At 44.2% G+C, this 17,841-nt stretch carries 14 protein-coding genes and 1 tRNA gene; 3 read left to right on the plus strand and 12 right to left on the minus strand.

Annotation, left to right across the window (positions count from 1 at the left end):
• Positions 1-81: 81 nt before the first annotated feature.
• From K6T91_03685 to K6T91_03725, 9 genes are all read right to left on the minus strand, one after another.
• Positions 82-258, minus strand: coding sequence for a Flp family type IVb pilin (locus tag K6T91_03685; GenBank protein ID MCL6471892.1), 177 nt, complete (start codon positions 256-258; stop codon positions 82-84).
• Positions 259-280: 22 nt separating this feature from the next.
• Positions 281-472: a Flp family type IVb pilin gene (locus K6T91_03690; protein MCL6471893.1), complete on the minus strand. Its 192-nt coding sequence runs from the start codon at positions 470-472 to the stop codon at positions 281-283.
• Between the two features lie 223 nt (positions 473-695).
• A complete protein-coding gene (locus K6T91_03695; protein ID MCL6471894.1) occupies positions 696-1,208 on the minus strand; it encodes an ImmA/IrrE family metallo-endopeptidase in 513 nt (170 codons plus the stop codon).
• 10 nt (positions 1,209-1,218) lie between these two features.
• Positions 1,219-1,569 carry a helix-turn-helix domain-containing protein gene (locus K6T91_03700; GenBank protein ID MCL6471895.1) on the minus strand — a complete coding sequence of 117 codons (351 nt, stop codon included), beginning with the start codon at positions 1,567-1,569 and terminating at the stop codon, positions 1,219-1,221.
• A 248-nt stretch (positions 1,570-1,817) separates the two neighbouring features.
• Complete coding sequence (locus tag K6T91_03705) at positions 1,818-4,616, minus strand: cation-transporting P-type ATPase (protein MCL6471896.1); 2,799 nt, start codon at positions 4,614-4,616, stop codon at positions 1,818-1,820.
• A gap of 15 nt (positions 4,617-4,631) precedes the next feature.
• Positions 4,632-5,288: an NAD-binding protein gene (locus tag K6T91_03710; GenBank protein ID MCL6471897.1), complete on the minus strand. Its 657-nt coding sequence runs from the start codon at positions 5,286-5,288 to the stop codon at positions 4,632-4,634.
• Positions 5,289-5,301: 13 nt separating this feature from the next.
• Positions 5,302-5,955 (minus strand): TrkA family potassium uptake protein, encoded by a 654-nt coding sequence (locus K6T91_03715; GenBank protein ID MCL6471898.1) that lies wholly within the window; start codon positions 5,953-5,955, stop codon positions 5,302-5,304.
• A gap of 148 nt (positions 5,956-6,103) precedes the next feature.
• Positions 6,104-8,938, minus strand: a complete 2,835-nt coding sequence (locus K6T91_03720; protein MCL6471899.1) for a cation-transporting P-type ATPase — start codon at positions 8,936-8,938, stop codon at positions 6,104-6,106.
• Between the two features lie 275 nt (positions 8,939-9,213).
• A complete protein-coding gene (locus tag K6T91_03725) occupies positions 9,214-10,299 on the minus strand; it encodes an N-acetylmuramoyl-L-alanine amidase (protein ID MCL6471900.1) in 1,086 nt (361 codons plus the stop codon).
• Between the two features lie 206 nt (positions 10,300-10,505).
• On the opposite strand from K6T91_03725, the gene K6T91_03730 reads away from it, so the two are divergent.
• Positions 10,506-10,590 (plus strand) — tRNA-Leu (locus K6T91_03730).
• A 39-nt stretch (positions 10,591-10,629) separates the two neighbouring features.
• Here the strand turns inward: K6T91_03730 and K6T91_03735 are convergent.
• Positions 10,630-12,444, minus strand: a complete 1,815-nt coding sequence (locus tag K6T91_03735; GenBank protein MCL6471901.1) for a SpoIIE family protein phosphatase — start codon at positions 12,442-12,444, stop codon at positions 10,630-10,632.
• Between the two features lie 503 nt (positions 12,445-12,947).
• Between K6T91_03735 and K6T91_03740 the strand changes: the two genes are divergently transcribed.
• Together K6T91_03740 and K6T91_03745 are read left to right on the plus strand one after the other, a co-directional pair.
• On the plus strand, positions 12,948-13,655 hold the full coding sequence (locus K6T91_03740) for an ABC transporter ATP-binding protein (protein ID MCL6471902.1): 708 nt from the start codon (positions 12,948-12,950) through the stop codon (positions 13,653-13,655).
• Entirely contained in the window at positions 13,619-14,824 is a 1,206-nt protein-coding gene (locus K6T91_03745) for an ABC transporter permease (GenBank protein MCL6471903.1), read from the plus strand. The genes K6T91_03740 and K6T91_03745 overlap by 37 nt, the downstream gene beginning before the upstream one ends.
• 75 nt (positions 14,825-14,899) lie before the next feature.
• On the opposite strand, the gene K6T91_03750 is transcribed toward K6T91_03745, so the two are convergent.
• Positions 14,900-16,198 (minus strand): CapA family protein, encoded by a 1,299-nt coding sequence (locus tag K6T91_03750; protein MCL6471904.1) that lies wholly within the window; start codon positions 16,196-16,198, stop codon positions 14,900-14,902.
• Between the two features lie 1,124 nt (positions 16,199-17,322).
• The coding region (locus K6T91_03755) for an RHS repeat-associated core domain-containing protein (protein ID MCL6471905.1) at positions 17,323-17,841 on the minus strand (519 nt) is incomplete at its 5' end.

The raw sequence follows: 17,841 nt of genomic DNA on the forward strand, positions 1-17,841 counted from the left end.
CTTCGTTCATTCTTTAGTTTTTAAGACCCCACACCTCTGGTGCGGGGTCTTTCTTTAGTATTTCTTTAGTAATAGCTGTCCTTATCCTAGATTACTTACTATTGTGTTGAATGCTTGTAGAATCTTCTGCCCTAAGATAACTACTGTACCGATAATTACTGCTGCGATTAGAGCGACCATTATACCATACTCTACAGCGGTCGCACCGTCTTCTTCTTCGAGACGGGAAGCTAACTTCTCATAAAACCAAACTAACATCTCAAACCCTCCTAAAAGTTATTTAGCTAAGGCCGCTTATTACGGCTTGGAAAGCACCTTCGACTTTGGTTCCCAGGACAATTACCATACCGATAATAACTGCCGCTATCAGGGCAACCATAATCCCATACTCAACTGCAGTAGCTCCTTCTTCGCCGGCAATAATCCTGTTCAGTCCTGTCCTGCTTACTCCTGCTTGCAATAATTTATGCATCCTGACCTCCTTCAGTTAACTTACATCTATATAATGAGCTTCACGGTAACCAGTACTTATTGTGTTACTCTGCACTCTTTGTATAGTTATCGGTTGGTAATGCTGTAAACTTTAGGCCTAGAAGGTAATTAATGGAAGATTATTGTTATTTGTATTGATATTTACTATTTGTGCTGTTCTGGGGCAAAATCCAATCCAGTAAATTAGAAGGGATTCATCAATACTATACGAGGCTTGAACCAGCGTACACCCAATTAAACTTGCCCTTAGGTATAAGGTTTAGGTCCTCCATTTTCTTAACCATAAGTGGCTCGCTAACCGCAAAGAGATTAGCAAGGAACTTATGATCGTTGAACCACTTTGGCGCCTCACGCTTTATCATAGGAGTAGGAATGCATAGCTCTGCTGCAAACATATCTGCCTCTTTATGGTAATGCTCTTTATCTGGCCTTCTTTGGTACGCTATGTCTTGGCTGTGGAGCAGGTAGTGGCCAAGCTCATGCGAAATGGTAAACCGTTTTCTAGTTTCGGGCATCATCTTATTTAAAACAATGTAGTAATCATCGCTATATTTTGTAAGCGCACCATAGAACCAAGTATCGGTAGACATTTCTACTATTTCTATGCCAAGCCTACTTGCAATCTCCCTTACATCTACAGGTGGCTCAGCAATATTTAAGTCTTCAATCAAATCCAAAGCTTGATCTTTTATGTAACCGTACGTATAGATAGGCATTGGGCTCTCCTTAATCTTTGCCCTCAGCCCTCCGTTTGGCTTTGATTATCTCTAGCACGTCGAGCATTAGCCGACGTTCTTCTTCAGAGAAATTCGGATCTGCCATAAGAAGGGCTTCGAGACTTATTTCTTGTCTGGTATCCTGGGTGACGGCCTCTCCCATGAGCCAAGCAACCGATACGTCGTATAGATCTGCAAGCCTCTTGAGACGCGGCATAGGAATTCTGCGGCGTGCATTCTCATACATCGCAAGGATAGATTCCTTAAATTCCCCGCCCGTCATGTTTTCAATGTCTTTGCGGCTCAAACCCCTGCTCTCACGGATGTGACGGAGGCGCCAACCGACATCATGCTCGTACATTTTACCACCTTCACAACTAGTACGACTTAACAGATTCTGCCATCTACCCTTAGCCTATTTATCGGCAGATTTAGAACGGTTATTTAGCACTTTTTGTTAATTGCTTGATTTAATTGCACTTATTGTGCAGTATAGCTGCAGCAATACTATATCATTGCTCGATTAGCCAAGCAATTACAACCATCAATGCTTCGGGCTTCAATCGTCGCTATCATCAGCTCAAAGCAAACTCAGCTCAAAGTAAATACTTAAGCTACTTTTCGATGAGATTCTTTATAGGGCTTCCTAGCTTGCCCTTTAACCGCTTTCCGGCCCATATTTGCAGCATATCGGCGGGCAATCCATTTCCTTATTTCGTCAGCAATCAATATCAACGGCGTAAATGCAAACAAGAATAGCCAATCAGTTAACCTTAGTGGAGCGGTGTTAAATATGGGCTGAAGGAAAGGCGTATAGACAAGGAGGAATATGATTACCAGCTCGCTTACTATGCCCCATAAATAGAACCTGTTGCTGAAAAATCCTTTCTGAAGTATCGAGGTTCGCTCTGTTCTAACAGCAAAACCATTTCCAATCTGCATAGCCACAATCGAAGCAAGCACCATGGTAGTCGCAACCATATAATTTGCGCCTTGATCAGGGAGGGGCTCACCTGGTCTCCACCCCCGGGTATAATATGCATAATAATAAGCAAGCATACTAACGGTTGCCTCAATCGCGCCAAGAAATAAATAGGCACGTGCAATGAGTGAAAAGTCCAGAATCCTCTTGCCTTGAGGCCGCGGTGGCCTGTCCATGACATCTGGCTCAGGTGCTTCCGACCCCAAAGCCAGCGCCGGCACTATATCGGTCCCTAGATCTACCGCAAGAATTTGCAGGATTCGAAGTGGTAGTGGAATCCCAAACATAACAAACAAAATAAATGGCACCATCTCCGGGACGTTGCTTGCAAAAATATACGTGATAAACCTGCGGATATTGTCATAAACAGCCCTGCCTTCTTCGACCGCATAGACTATACTCGCAAAGTTATCGTCGGTTAGCACCATTTCCGCAGCTTCTTTTGCCACGTCAGTCCCGGCAATGCCCATGGCAACTCCTATATCTGCCCGTTTTAAGGCCGGCGCATCATTTACACCATCGCCAGTAACCGCTACGATTTGTCCACGGTCTTTCAGTACAGAAACTATTCTTGTTTTATGCTCAGGAGAAATGCGAGCAAAAATCACCTCTTCTTTAAATATAATATCGCTGAGTTCTTTGTCGCTGATCTTATCTATTTCTGATCCAGTAATTATTCTTACGTCGCCTTTAACGATACCGATTTTTCGGGCAATAGACTCGGCAGTAAGCCCATAATCACCCGTTATCATAATAATTTTAATGCCGGCTCGCTGAGCGAGATTTACAGCCTGCTCCACTTCTGGTCGCGGTGGATCCTGCATTGCCATCAATCCAAGAAATACTAGATCTCGCTCGGCGCTCTCGACTTTATAAGCAACGCTGGGAGGCAATTCCCTGTAGGCAACTGCTAGAACCCTAAGACCACGCCGTGCGAAGCTATCGTTTGCTGTAATTATCTCCTGCCTCAAATCATCCGTTAGATCAACAATTCCTTCACTAAGCCTAATTCTTGTTGAGAAGCCAAGGATTTCCTTAGGAGCTCCTTTCACGCATGCCAGGGGTTTAGGTAGAAACCGGTGTATACTCGACATCATTTTTCTTGCCGATTCAAAAGGCAAAAGATAAACCCTCGGGTGTTCTTTTAATTCTTTTTCTATGTCGAATCCTGCTTTCTTTGCAGCTACTAGAAGCGCTGCTTCTGTCGGGTCGCCAATAATGCTCCAGCTGGTACGTCCATCGCCTGGTGGAATCAACCTCGATGTATTGCAGAACGCCGCCGACATGAACAGCATATCCAGAGAACGCAATTCTTCACGGCTAAGCACCCTGTGGTCGATGGTAAAGTCACCCTTTGGCTCGTATCCGACGCCCCCCACATTTATAATCTTCCTATCGGCCCATATTTCTCTTACCGTCATCTCATTTTGAGTGAGGGTTCCCGTTTTGTCGGTACAAATTACATTGGTTGAGCCAAGGGTTTCAACTGCTGAGAGCTTCTTTATCAACGCATGCTTGCGTGCCATCCTTTGAACGCCAAGAGCTAAAGATAGAGTAACCGTAGGCAGTAGACCTTCAGGCACGTTTGCTACGATTATGCCGATAGAAAACAGGAAGGCCACGGGCAGGCTAAGTCCAGCTATCTGGCTGCCAAGAATGAAGAAAATTATGCCGAGGGTGATCGCCAATATTGCAACAATTCTTGTAATCCAAATCATTTCCTTTTGCAAAGGACTAAACTCTGTAGCTGTTCTCTGGGTAAGACCTGCGATTTTGCCAAACTCGGTACGTGCACCTGTAGCATAAACTACCGCTCTACCAGAACCTCTTGCAACACTTGTACCGGCGAATACAATATTTGGCGATTCTATGAGCTTAACGCCTTCCTTAAGTACTGGGTCGCTTGTCCTTCGAACCGGCGCCGATTCGCCTGTCAGGGTAGCATTGATAGTTCGCATCTCAAATTCCTCAACCAGACGGGCGTCTGCTGAAATATTGTCACCCTCTTCCAGCACAATAACGTCTCCCGGCACTAACTCTTCCACGGGAATCCGTTTTATCGCGCCGTCTCTTAAAACTTTCGAGTAACTCGGAAGCAGTTTCTTAAGAGCTTCGGTTGCTTTTTCGGCCTTATATTCCTGCCAGAAGCTAAATATTGCATTGATAACAATAACGGCGATGATGGAATATCCAAGCTCTGGAAGACCTCCTATAAATGCAAGTGCGGCGCCGACCCAAAGCAACACGGCAAAAAGGTGGTAGAAGTTTGATATAAATTTTAGTATTAGGGATGTTCCTTTAACCTCTTCGATTTTGTTTGGACCGTACTCGTCTAGGCGCCTCTTAGCTTCATCTTCACTTAAGCCTCGGGGAGACGAATTTAGCTTGCTGTATACTTCATCTCTGTTAAGTCTAAAAATTTCCATAGGACGACTAACAGATCATCCCACAAGGATATCTCGAAGATTTTTCTCTAACTCAGGACGGGTTACAAAAAGCAGGCTGTCTCCTACCATAACTTCTGTATTTCCATGCGGTATTATAACCGATGAGTCCCTAAGCACGGAAACTGCAACGGCATTCTCAGGAATATTCAGGTCCTTAATCATGCGGTTCTTAGCCGGAGAGTCCTCAGGAATACTTATTTCAACCAAAGAAAGCTCGCCTACTTTGAGCTTTAGGAGCGTCAAGACTTCCCCAAGGGATATCTCTTCGGTAATCAGCTGAAGTATTATTTGGGGACTGCTTACTGCAACATCAACCCCCCATCGCCTTGAAAAAAGCCACTGGTTTCTGGGGTCATTGATCCTTCCGATAACTCTCGGCACATGGTATGTCTGCCTTGCCAATTGAGATATGACAAGGTTATCTTCGTCATATCCAGTAACCGCGGCCACCACATCGGCCCTTAATATGCCCGCCTCCTCCAGGATTCTTGGGTCAGTCGCATCGCCTTTAAATACGTTTATGTTGGGTTTTCCTTCAAGCTGAGCCAGGTGCTTCTCATCAACATCTATGCAGCCGATCTGATGCATTTCACTAAGATTTAGCGCCAGATATCTACCTACTTTGCCGGCACCGGCAATTAATATATACACATCTGAACCTCCCTTAAGCTACAGCGCTTATAAACTCTTCAAGACGGCCAATTGCAGACCTTGATACCATAACCCGTGCAACATCTCCTTCTTCAAAAACAGTGCCGAGTGTTGGAATAAAAGACCGGCCTCGCCTGGTAATTACCACAACTTCAAGCTCGCCCGGTATGGTTATGTCCGCAACAGTTCTACCGAAAAGACCAACGGGTATTGCAACTCTTACCAGCTCAACTTCTCCATTGCCAAAACTAAGTTGCACATCCAAAGCCCTGTGAAATATTAGATCTTCAATCTTATTTACAGCCCACGTAGTCGTTGAAACAGTGGGGACTCCGAGTCTCTCGTAGATATTTGCCCGAATAGGATCATAAATCCTGGTAACGACGCGAGGCACGTAATAAACTTCTCTGGCAATTCTTGCCGAAATAATATTTAGATTGTCATCCCCGGTAACTGCCACGAACGCGTCCACGTCTTCAATTCGTGCTTGTTTTAAGGTGTCCTGGTCCATCGCATGGCCAACTATTCTATTGCCAGTAAACGTTTTCGCTAGACGCAGAAAAGCCTCTGGGTCTTGGTCGATAACGGCTATGTCATGCCTGTCAAGCCAAAGTGAATTCGCAAGTTCTGATCCTAAACGACCGCAGCCAACTATTATGATACGCAAGTCAATCACTCCTACTCGAATGCCAAGTTAAGAATTTAATTACGGGCTATCGATTGCTTTAAGCTATAAGTATTGCCAACTAGACATTAAATTCTTACAATTCAGTATTCGGCATTCGCAATTCCTATATACCTATAACCTGGATTATTTATGCAGCTGCTTCACGCTTTCTGTACGCTTCTTCTTCTGCAGGCGTTACCGGCTCCCTGCCAAAATAACCCCGCTCAGTTGGCGGCACAAACCTGCGCAGATACCACTTGCGTAACTCGTCCGCAAGAAATATAACAACACCAAAGGATAGAGCTATTATCCACTCAACTATCCCAAGCGGTGCCGTGCCAAATATCCGTTGTAGAAAAGGTACATATATTATTAAGGACACGATGATGAGCTCAAATATAACACCATATATAACCCATCGGTTTGATAACAAGCCAACTTCAAACACCGAAGCCCTGTTTGTGCGTGAAGCAAATACCGTTCCAACCTGCGTGCCTACTATACCAAGAAACGTCATCGTTGTTGCGGCAAGATACAAACTGTGCATAGGGCTTGCCGGATTAGAAATATCCGGGGTACCAAAACTCCAGCCGCCTGAATACAGAACATAGAAAAATCCCCCGACAACAAGAATTGATTCGATAAGGCCCATAAAAATATAAGCCCTAAATAACAGGGATCTATCTATTATGCCTTCGCCCTTCTTTCTTGGAGGCCGTTGCATTACACCCGGCTCGGCAGCCTCGATTCCCAATGCTAGAGCTGGCAATGTCTCCGTCCCAAGATCGATGGCCAGGATTTGAAGAACCGTTATGCCAAGCGGGATACTTCCGCCCGATATAACGAAAAGTATGAACGGCACAGCCTCAGGCGTAAGATGGGCAAATATATAGGTAACAAACTTCTTTATGTTGTCAAAAACGCTTCTTCCTTCTTCAATTGCGGCAACTATGCTTGCAAAGTTATCGTCAGTTAACACCATCTCGGATGCTTCTTTTGCGACGTCGGTTCCGGTTATACCCATAGCAATGCCGATATCAGCCTTCTTTAATGCAGGCGCATCGTTTACACCATCGCCTGTAACGGCAACGATCTCGCCTCTATCTTTAAAGGCAGATACAATCTTTAGCTTGTGTTCAGGAGCTACCCGAGCAAAGATTACCTCCCCTTTATAAAGCGCTTCTTCAAGGTCATTTTCGGACATTGAGTCAAGTTCATCTCCGGTTATGATTCTTGGGCTTTCGCTCTTTATTATGCCGATTTTTCTAGCAATCGACTCTGCGGTAAGCCCATAATCACCCGTAATCATGACAATGCGGATGCCGGCACCCTGTGCAACGGAAACTGCATGCTCAACTTCCGGTCTGGGAGGATCCTGCATCGCCATTAGGCCCAAAAATACAAGGTCCTTTTCGATATTAGTGGCACTAAACTCGACTTCAGGGCTGATATCTTTATAAGCTATAGCTAGAACCCTCAACCCACGCCGGGCAAATTCATCATTCGCCCTAATAATTTCATTTCGCATCTCGTCCGTAAGCAGCACAACATTATTGTCTAGCCATATACGGTTGCTCAAATCAAGCGTCTCTTTAGGCGCGCCTTTAACACAGGCCTCATCCATATCCGGCCTTATCTCATGGATGCTCGACATTCTTTTACGAGCCGACTCGAAGGGAATAAGATAAACTCTTGGAAATCTTTTGAATTCTTCTTCAATGTTAAACCCCGCTTTGCGGCAAGCAACTAAAAGTGCGGCCTCTGTTGGGTCGCCTACAACACTCCAGCTTCGTCTACCATCGCCAGGTGGAACCAGCCTTGATGTGTTGCAAAAAGAAGCAGATCGCCATAGAAGATTATATTTTTTAAGCTCCTCAGAAGTTAGCTTATGCCCGTCTTGATAAAATTCACCCGTTGGCTCATAGCCAACACCTGTAACTTCGAGAACTTTATTGTCAACCCATATCTCGCGCACAGTCATCTCGTTTTGAGTAAGGGTGCCTGTTTTATCTGTGCAAATTACAGTGGTGGATCCAAGTGTCTCGACACTTGACAGCTTTTTTATGAGAGCATGCTTGCGCGCCATTCGCTGCACGCCTATTGCCAGGGATAGTGAAAGTGTGGGGAGTAATCCCTCGGGAACGTTTGCAACAATAATGCCTATTGCAAAGAGAAGGCTATCCGTAATCCCAAGTTCGGTCACAAATATCGATACAAGGAAGAGAACAACTCCAAACCCTATAGCAAGCAAAGCAACTATCTGGGTGGCTTTTGCCACCTCTCTTTCTAGCGGACTCGGCCCAGGAGCAATTGCCGCTGTAAGGCTTGCTATTTTCCCAAATTCTGTCTGCTGGCCGGTTGCATATACAACTGCCCTCCCTGTTCCGCTGGCGACGCTAGTACCAGCAAACACCAGGTTAGGCGCTTCAGTAATATGCATATCCGTTAGTACGGGATCGGTAATTCTCCTAACTGGAGCGGACTCGCCGGTGAAGGAGGCGTTTATCGTACGCATCTCAAAAGCATCAACCAGCCTCCCATCTGCAGGTATGTTATCTCCCTCTTCAAGTACAAGGATATCGCCCGGCACAACTTCTTCGACAAGTATGCGCTTTACCTCCCCGTTGCGCAAAACCCTGCCATAGCTTGGAAGAAGCTGTTTTAACGCCTCTGTCGCCTTCTCTGCTTTGTATTCCTGAAAAAAAGCGAATATTGCATTGAGTATAATGACGACGATTATCGCATAACCAAGCTGCGGCAGACCGCCTATAAACGCCAGTATTGCCCCGCCCCATAGCAGAATCGCAAGGAGGTTATAAAGGTTTGCCAAGAAACTAAAGATAAGTGGCCGCTTCTTTACTTCTGGAAGTTTATTAGGGCCGTATTCTTGTAGTCTCGCTAAAGCTTCTTCGTCGGAAAGCCCCCTCGGGGACGTCCTTAGTTCACGATAGGCATCTTCTGCGGTCCATCGATATGGCTGCATGGAACCATCCTCATGCACTTGATTTACAATAAGTATTTGCCCAAATTTTCTTTAGCTAATTACTTGCAGGCTAAATTAAATTGAAATGAAATATTTGCTTTTATTCTTTACTCTAAGCTGGCTTGAGTTACCCGATGCCAACTGATTATAAAAATACCCATTTCGACAAAATAAGACGCCGCATGTTATAAATGTCCAGTGGTATTTATAAAAACAGAGAGTTAAATACCAACAATGACAGACCAATAAAAAAACATAAGCTAATAAGCAAAAGTTTACTGTTGCCGTCCTTGCAGGTAGTCAACAATGCCCTGGCAGATTCCTGCAGCCAGCCTGTCCTGGTAGGAAGGATCATTTAATGCGGCATCTTCTTCGGGATTTGTCATAAATCCAGTTTCAACTAGAACTGTGGGGACTTTTGACCAGTTGAAGCCGGTTAAGTCGCTCCGCGCAACAATGCCATTATCCTCATGTTTAGTAAACGCCACTACATTTTTTTGAATTATGCGGGCGGCGTTGAAGCTCTCTTGATGGATGAGAGCAGTCCAATTATTTGGAGCAGGATACAAGGTAGAGATGCCATTTTTTGTCGGGTCCGCGTCTCCATCTGCATGTATCCTGACAAAAAGAGCAGCGCACGCACTGTTGGCGATATTTGCACGCTCAATATTACTCAGGTTTACGTCGTTTTTATCTCGCGTCATAACCACTTTAAGGCCTTTCGCTTCAAGTTTGGTTTTTAGCTTCATCGCTATTTCAAGAGTCACTTTGTACTCAGGCGTCTTTGAAATAGCTCCGCGTGTGCCGCCAGAGCATTTCTCTTTGGTTTCTTTAGCGCCGGGGCCAATTGGTTCACGCTCAAGGTTCGCATGGCTTTGGTGACCTGCATCAATTACTATGACGTAGCGCTGGACATTCGGCGTGGGCATCTGTGGCTCAAGAGGCGGGGTAGGCAGAGGCTTCAGGTCTTCGTCAACAGCAATTGATTTCCTGGCGGATTTTTCGTCTGATTTTCTAGCATTTTTGCGGTCATTGCCGCTACTTACTCTGACAATAATTCTATCGCCTTTTCTTATTGGCTTATTGGGTAAAGGTTTTTGCGAAATCACTTCATTTATGGGATGGGTTTTATCAAAAAGCCAAGCATCGATCTCGATCTTTAAGCCATGAGCCTGCGCTATTTCTCTGGCTTTCGAAATATTACTGCCAACAAGAGTAGGAGTCTTGATGGTGTCTTTATCTTCGCCAACGGTAAAAACCAGATACAGCCCTAATCCAATAAAAGCAGTAATAGCGATAGCAGCAGCAATTATAATGCTAAGTTTAGCTCTGGCTTCACCGATTTGATTTAAATCATGCATTGGTTTCTTCTTTTTCTATCGAATAATTTTATTATCGATAAATTAAAGCATATTTCTAGAGCAAGGTCTAAATTACTTGGGATTGGCCCGAAAAGTCACCGCTATTAAATATGCTAGGTATGCAGCGCGTTGACAGAGTATCACGAAATGATATAATTACTTTTGCGCGTATGGTATACAATTAATACAGGATTTTCGCTATATTTGTCCGAGTGGCGGAATTGGTAGACGCGCTAGGTTGAGGGCCTAGTGGCCGTTGAGGCCGTGCTGGTTCAAGTCCAGTCTCGGACACGCAGAATAAATAAAGCCTGGCCATGAGCCAGGCTTTATTTATTCTGCCCTTCTAAGAACCATCACGGCAATATCGTCCTCGGATCTGCCACTTGTAAATCCCTTGGCCATACTAACCAGTTCATAGGCGATATCCTGTGGTGACTTGCCAGGGGTAATCTGGCTAAGCCCCTTAATTAAAATTTGTTCATCTATGGTTTGCCCTTTAAACATCGTCTCAACCAGGCCGTCTGTGTAAAGGATTACTCCGTCCCCAACTGCAAGATCGATCTCGTTCTGGTCGTAGATGACTTCGCTGAATATGCCAAGCGGAAGATTACTATCGACTTCGCAAAGCTCACACTGCTCGTTTCGCCAGATAATGATATCTGGGTGACCTGCACGGGAGAATACAAGTTTGCCAGTTACCAGATCAAGCACACCATATATTACGGTTACAAACTTATTCGTACCAAGCTGCCAGGAAATAACCTTATTTGCTTCAGAGAGCACTGATGCAGGTGAAATCCCCATATATGCAAATGCCCTGATAGTGCTTTTAACCATTGATGTAATCGTTGCAGCCTCAAGGCCCTTTCCCGATACATCACCAACAAGAATGCCAACCTTACCGCCTCCAAGGTCAAAAAGATCGTAAAAGTCCCCTCCGACTTTAGCAATTTCTGCAGCTGACTCATAAACAATACCCAACTCTATCCCAGGTAAGTTCCTTGGTATCGCAAGAATGGCTTGCTGAAGTGCCTCCGCTACAGTATGCTCTTTTTCATACGCCTGAGCTCTTTCAATTGCCACAGAAACGTGAGCACACAACGCAGTCAATAGCTCTTCGTCGGTCTTTGTAAAGGATAGGCCATCCAGCTTATTGGTGACTATAACATGCCCCATGAAATTACCATTTGAATCCAAAAGCGGAGCACCCAGAAGACCCCGTATAGTGGCATGGCCTTTAGGCAGACCTTTGCTTAAATAGTTAGGAGATATATCATTTAACCGAATGGGTTTTTTAGTCCTGTACATCTCACCGTACAGGCCATCATAATTCCTTAGCTTAATGTTAAAATCCTTGACCTCAGTGTAACTGGTCGCACCTTCCGACCAGGATATTGTAAGGAAATTCTCCTCTGTTTCGTTGTAGAGCAATACAGATGCGTATGCACTATTGAGTAAAAGCCTTGCCGCATCGGCCAGTTTATCTGCCATTTTATTGGGGTCTGCTTCCCTGGTCACCTTTTGTGCAAGGTCGTTTAAGGTCTGGAGACTCTGGATGCTATTTTTTAATTCAATCTCAATCGCTCGTTTCTCTTCAAATACGTGCGCAGTATCCATCGCCGCTGCGATGTGATTAACAAAAGCTGAGACCAAAAAATCTATCTCTGCCTCCGGTATCCCTAATTTTCCAAGCATCTCCGATGAGAATCCAAAAACTCCAATTTTTCTGTCTTCAACAGTAAGCGGATATGCGACTAAGACGGGAATGTCTTTCTCAGATATTTTATCGCTCGGCACCAGCTTGAGCCTGGGATCCGCCTCAAAAATGATCTCGGGCTGCTGTGTTAAAAAAACTTTACCTGGAATGCCGATGCCCGGCTTTACCGTAAAACCCTTAAACATCTCCTCGCCTGGACCCCAATAGCGATCTATTCTAAGAAGGTCATCGCCCGAATCATATACTAACAGCCAAACAGCATTTGCGCGGAACACCTGTTTTGCTTCTTCGATAATGATATTTTCCAAATCTTGCAGGGGCAGTTTACCGCTTATTGAACGAGCTGATTCAATAAGCAGAGATAGCATATCGGTAAAGGCTTGAGCCGCATTATTTGTTTCGCTTGTGACATTTTTCCTTATTATCATAACGCACCGCTCTTATGCTCTTTTGAACCACTGGCCATACACCTGCCGCTGTTTTTGCTAGTAATTCTAACAACTAGCAACTCTAATGGAATACACTTGAGGATACCTTATTTTACTGTGGGTTAATTTACTTATATCCTGTAAAATCTATAGCGGTAATTTAAATTTATTATTTTATTGTGCCTGCGGTTACCGGCTATCCTGCTAGTGGCTATATAACCCAATTTAAAATTATAGCTAATATTGTTGGCAAGAGCAAGTATATTATACGCCTGCAAACGTACGCTTAATTAGGACTTGTCATATATTATATCGTACCGATCAATAGATCAGCATCCTGAGAGAATCACGGCTTTTAAACAAAAACCATCCGGCACGCTAACATGTACCCCTTGCAACGCAATAAGAGATCGCGTTTGTTTAAGTTCTTATAACTCTTTATCAATTCCGGGTATAAAAGTTTATACCTTTTTCGGGTAAACCTAAATCAAGGAGCGCACTCTGTGGCATTAATTGAGTTAAAAAGCGTAAGCAAAGTCTATGTCACCGGCCCTACTTCATTTACAGCTTTAAGCGATATCGATTTAAGTGTCGAAAGCGGTGATTTTGTAGCTGTTATGGGACCCTCCGGCAGCGGTAAGTCAACCCTGCTAAATATCCTTGGGTTACTGGATAAGCCAACCAGCGGCACTTATTTATTTGAAGGCGAAAATGTCGCTTTTAAGAGCGACCGCGAGTTGGCGCACATCAGAGGGCAAAAAATTGGTTTTGTTTTTCAGTTCTACAACTTGATACCCAGGCTTACCGTCCTTCGTAACGTTGAAGTACCAATGATATATGCGGGAATACCTGTGGCAGAGCGTAGACAACGTGCTATCGAGCACCTTCGATACGTTGGCCTCGAAAACAGAATAAATTATTATCCCAATAGCTTATCAGGCGGCGAGACACAGCGGGCGGCAATCGCAAGGGCACTGGTCAATAATCCAAAAGTTATATTAGCAGATGAGCCGACTGGGAATTTAGATACAAAAACCGGCCACGAGATATTAGACCTTCTGACTGAGCTCAATAGAAAAGGCTCAACCGTTATACTTATAACCCATGAACGGGACATCGCAAATTATGCAAAAAGAATTATCAGAATTCAGGATGGCAGAATAAGGATTTCTAAATGGTCGAGAATATTAAAATCGCTCTTTTCTCGGTAGCAACTAATAAAGTCAGAACATTTCTTACTGTGCTTGGAGTTTTAATAGGAGTAGTTGCCGTTGTACTCCTGCTTGCTCTCGGACAGGGAGTTAGACAAGATATAACGAGCGAGATAGAGAACCTGGGCTCAAACCTTGTCATCATCGTACCAGGTAAGGTAGAGAGGGGGCAGCCTATAAATCCGGCGGCGACCATAAGTTCGACCCTTACTAAGGAAGATGTAGACGCAGTGAGAAATATTGCTTCTGTTAAGTTTGTAACCCCGTTGTCTATCGCGTCTGGTGGAGCAAGTTTTAACAATAACACTGAGCCTCAAGCAATTAACTTTGGTGCAAATAATACCGCAAAAGAGATATTTGACCTCAAGGTAGAGCAGGGGCGTTTTATAACTGCAGATGATATGAGAGGAAAGGCTCGGGTCATAGTCCTTGGGGCAGCGGTGAAGGACACGCTCTTTGGCAATCAGGATCCGATAGGTAAAATGGTAAGAGTTAGAGATGTGGACTTTGAAGTTATCGGCGTGCTGGAGAGCGCGCCATCTACAACGCAGTTTGGCCTGAATCTAGATGCCGCTGACTATATCCCGTTTGACACAGCCGATAGTCTATTTCAAAACACGCCTATTCTAAGAATAGCCGCCGAAATAAGAAGCGCAGATGAGATAGATAGCGCAGTTAAAGAAATAAGAGATGCGATTAGTAAATTACACGGTACGTCCGAAGATTTCTCTGTTTTGACCCAAAAAGATTTGCTTGGCCTGGTTGATAATGTTCTAAGTATTATAACTACAATGATTGTGGGTTTAGCCAGCATCTCCCTTATTGTCGGCGGCATAGGCATTATGAATGTTATGCTTGTCACAGTAACTGAAAGAACAAGGGAGATAGGCATAAGAAAAGCACTTGGAGCAACTAGAGCTAGCATCTTGACCCAATTTCTAACTGAAGCGCTTGTCATAAGTTTTATAGGAGCAGGTGCCGGCCTTGGGATTGCCATCTTAGCCATTTATATAATAAGGCAAGTAAGCACGGCACTGCATCCTGTTCTCACAATTACTAGTATTATCATGGCCTTTGTTATGGCTTTTGCTGTAGGAATAATCTTTGGAGTGGCTCCTGCAGTAAGAGCAGCAAATAAGAATCCAATCGAGGCGTTAAGATATGAATAGTGGCAGTGCTGCAGTGTTGCAGTGTTGCAGTTTTGCGGTTTTGCGGTTTTGCGGTTTTACAGTATTGCAGCGCTATTATTTAATTCTAATTTCAGCTCTGTCTTCCATTACGTCTATCTCAGTGCCAAAGGCTTGAGATATTGTCTTGAGCCTTTTAAGGATTGAGTTTGCACTGCTTCCCTTTGCGACTTGAGGTTTTCCTGACGGGGTGATCTTAACGGGGATAGCCTCGACCTTGGATACGGTATCGCCGGTCAACTCTACTTTTAAGATATAGGTCTCACTGGTCTTTGCGCCACGATTGGGGAAAATAAAGTTGCCTAAACTGTACGCAATAACTTTGCCTTTATATGTTTCAATGCCCTGCATAACATGTGGATGGTGGCCTATTGCAACATCGGCACCTGCGTCGATAAATCTTCTTGCTAGCTGGATCTGAGAGGCTTGAGCGGTATCTTCCAGCTCAACGCCCCAGTGAAACGAGGCAATTACAAAATCATTTTCCGCTGCAGCCTTTCTAACATAGCTTTCAAGAGCAGGCCAGTTTGTCTTGGAATTTGCGATACCTGGTCTTTGACTGGTCACCCAAAATCCGGGTGGCACAACTGAAGAATAGGAGAAAAACGCTATCTTTTTGCCTTTTACGCTCAGAAGAGCCGGGCCATATACTTCCGCATGGTTGACCCCTGCTCCAGCGTGGTAGATACTGCTTTGGTCAAGGGCTTTTATTGTGTCAACAAATGCATCCGGGCCGTAATCCATTATATGGTTGTTGGCAAGTGAAACTAAGTTAATTCCTGCAGATCGCATAGTCCTGGCTACTTCAGGTGAGCTGCGAAAGGTATATTCTTTGCCTTCCACTGCTTGACCCCTGGTTGACAAAGGCCCCTCCAAGTTGCCGACAACAATATCACCCGCCTGAAACACATCTTTTACTCCGACAAAAGGCTCCTCTATCCCCTTGCTTTTTATCATCGAAGCAACCTGTCGGTCAAACATCATATCGCCGCAGCCCAGGAACACGATAGCGTTTGCTTGGCGTTTGCCTTTTGGCCTCTGAACATGCTTATTATCCAGATTATTATCCGCTGATGCCAAGGTGTCAGTGGATTCTTTGGCAGCGGTCATACTGTTTTTGCTAACAGTCTCGATCTTTTTGCCAGCCGAGGAGGTGGTATTGCGCACGGCTCTTCCCTTTAAGAGCCAAAGTGGAACAGCGGCTATGAGAATCAGGATTAAAAGCAGGAGAAAGATTCGCTTATACCTTATCTTTTTTCTTGCCTTTGCCCTTGAATGCCTGGCCGACCTCGAGAACTTGCTTTTTTCGATATCTTGCTGTGGGCGTTGGCTATTCCATTGATTGTTCTCTTCCATATGTCCTTCTGGAGCTTAAATTGGCATTATTTGCAATAAAGTTTCTGTAAAACTATTTTTACAGAGCTATTTTATCCCTAGCATGTACAACCCATAATGACTAACTTGTGGTGGATTTTCAAGTTTTATGTCTTAAGCAATAGATATTTAGAACAGCATGCCAATAAATAGAAATCCTAAACAAAAAGCTCATGCCAAATATAAGATACATGACCTCAGTAACCGTTTGAAGCTCGCTTGAATCTGGTGCTTAAGCTTAAGGGGTCAAGTCTTGTTAAGGGGTCAAGTCTTGAATCTTGCCTGATCCTTGATACAATGAGGTAATTGGCATATTTGCGCTTATGTACTAATTGAAAAAACAGAAGAAGTGCTTTTTAAACTGGCCTACCCTGGATGAACTTGATGAAAATATCTTATCCGTCTCTGACTTAAGAGATAAAAAATAATTGATAAAAACTTTGTAAGCTTTAGAGATGCCAAGATTCAAGACCTGACCCTATTTTCCTAGCAGAGGAAATCGCGTCCCTCCTGGCCCTGGCCCCTGGCTGTTTTTAAGATGAACATTCTCGTAGTGGAAGTGATGGCTCTTTGTCAAGAATATGTGCCATTGCAACTAGTGCGTATAAAATACATAAATGCGCAGGAACGTCCCAGACTCCCTTATGCACATATAAGTATTTGTGGTATTTGTAGGAACGTCCCGGTTGCCGGTTGCCTTCAACCTGGAGTTTAAACTTTCCTGAGTATTTCTTTCGTGTTCTTCCCATGGCAACCATTCCTTTCATATCCTTGATTTTACAGGTTGCCATTCACTCTTGAGCATACTGGTTCAAGCTGGCGGGTTCATATCCTCCGATCCCCCCTTAATTTGTTTCCTAACCTGCAATAATCTTGCTATTAATCGTAATAGAGGACCTACGGTAAAACCAATAACGCTAACGAACAAATAAGACCTATCATACGTCTTATCGATGATACTCATTATGGAGACCACGGTGTATGCTGTACCAAGAAGTATCAAGGCAGAACCCCAACGTCGAAGGCTTGATATTATATCCTTTCTCGAAGCTTTATCTTTCATTCGTACGCCTTTATCCTAGATAGAATTTACCAAGTGCTCTAGGCTACCGTAGTTGATAAACACCAATACGTATAATGTAGTATCCTTGGTTTTTCAACCAACCTTTCTTTATTGTTTCAGTAACTGCGCCTATAAGACCTGAAAGTCCAAGATCTTTTACGGTAGGCAGTTTGTCTAGCCCATATCTCTTGAGAACAAGCAGTACTGCAATAGATTCAACAGCTGTTACAGTACTAACAGAAATGCCTACAAACTGGATTCCATTAGCGTGCCATTTTCTTTTACCATGAACTATAGGCACCCAATAACCGCCAGTCTCAAAAAAGCCAGTAGAGTACCAGATCGGTCCGATATGATTGTGCCTAACTTCTCGGCCATTGTACCAATAATAGTGTAATCCTTCCGGATCCACCCTATTTACCGGATCCCCCTCACAGTAAGTGTACGGGTTCTGGCTAGCTGGTCTATTCTCAAAGCCGGCAAATCTATCCTTTGAGGTAAACCTGCCTATCTCTGGATCATAGTAGCGGCTCTTTAAGAAATATAGCCCGGTTTCTTTGTC

The sequence above is a fragment of the Bacillota bacterium genome (genome assembly GCA_023511485.1).
Lineage (GTDB): Bacteria > Actinomycetota > Aquicultoria > Aquicultorales > Aquicultoraceae > CADDYS01.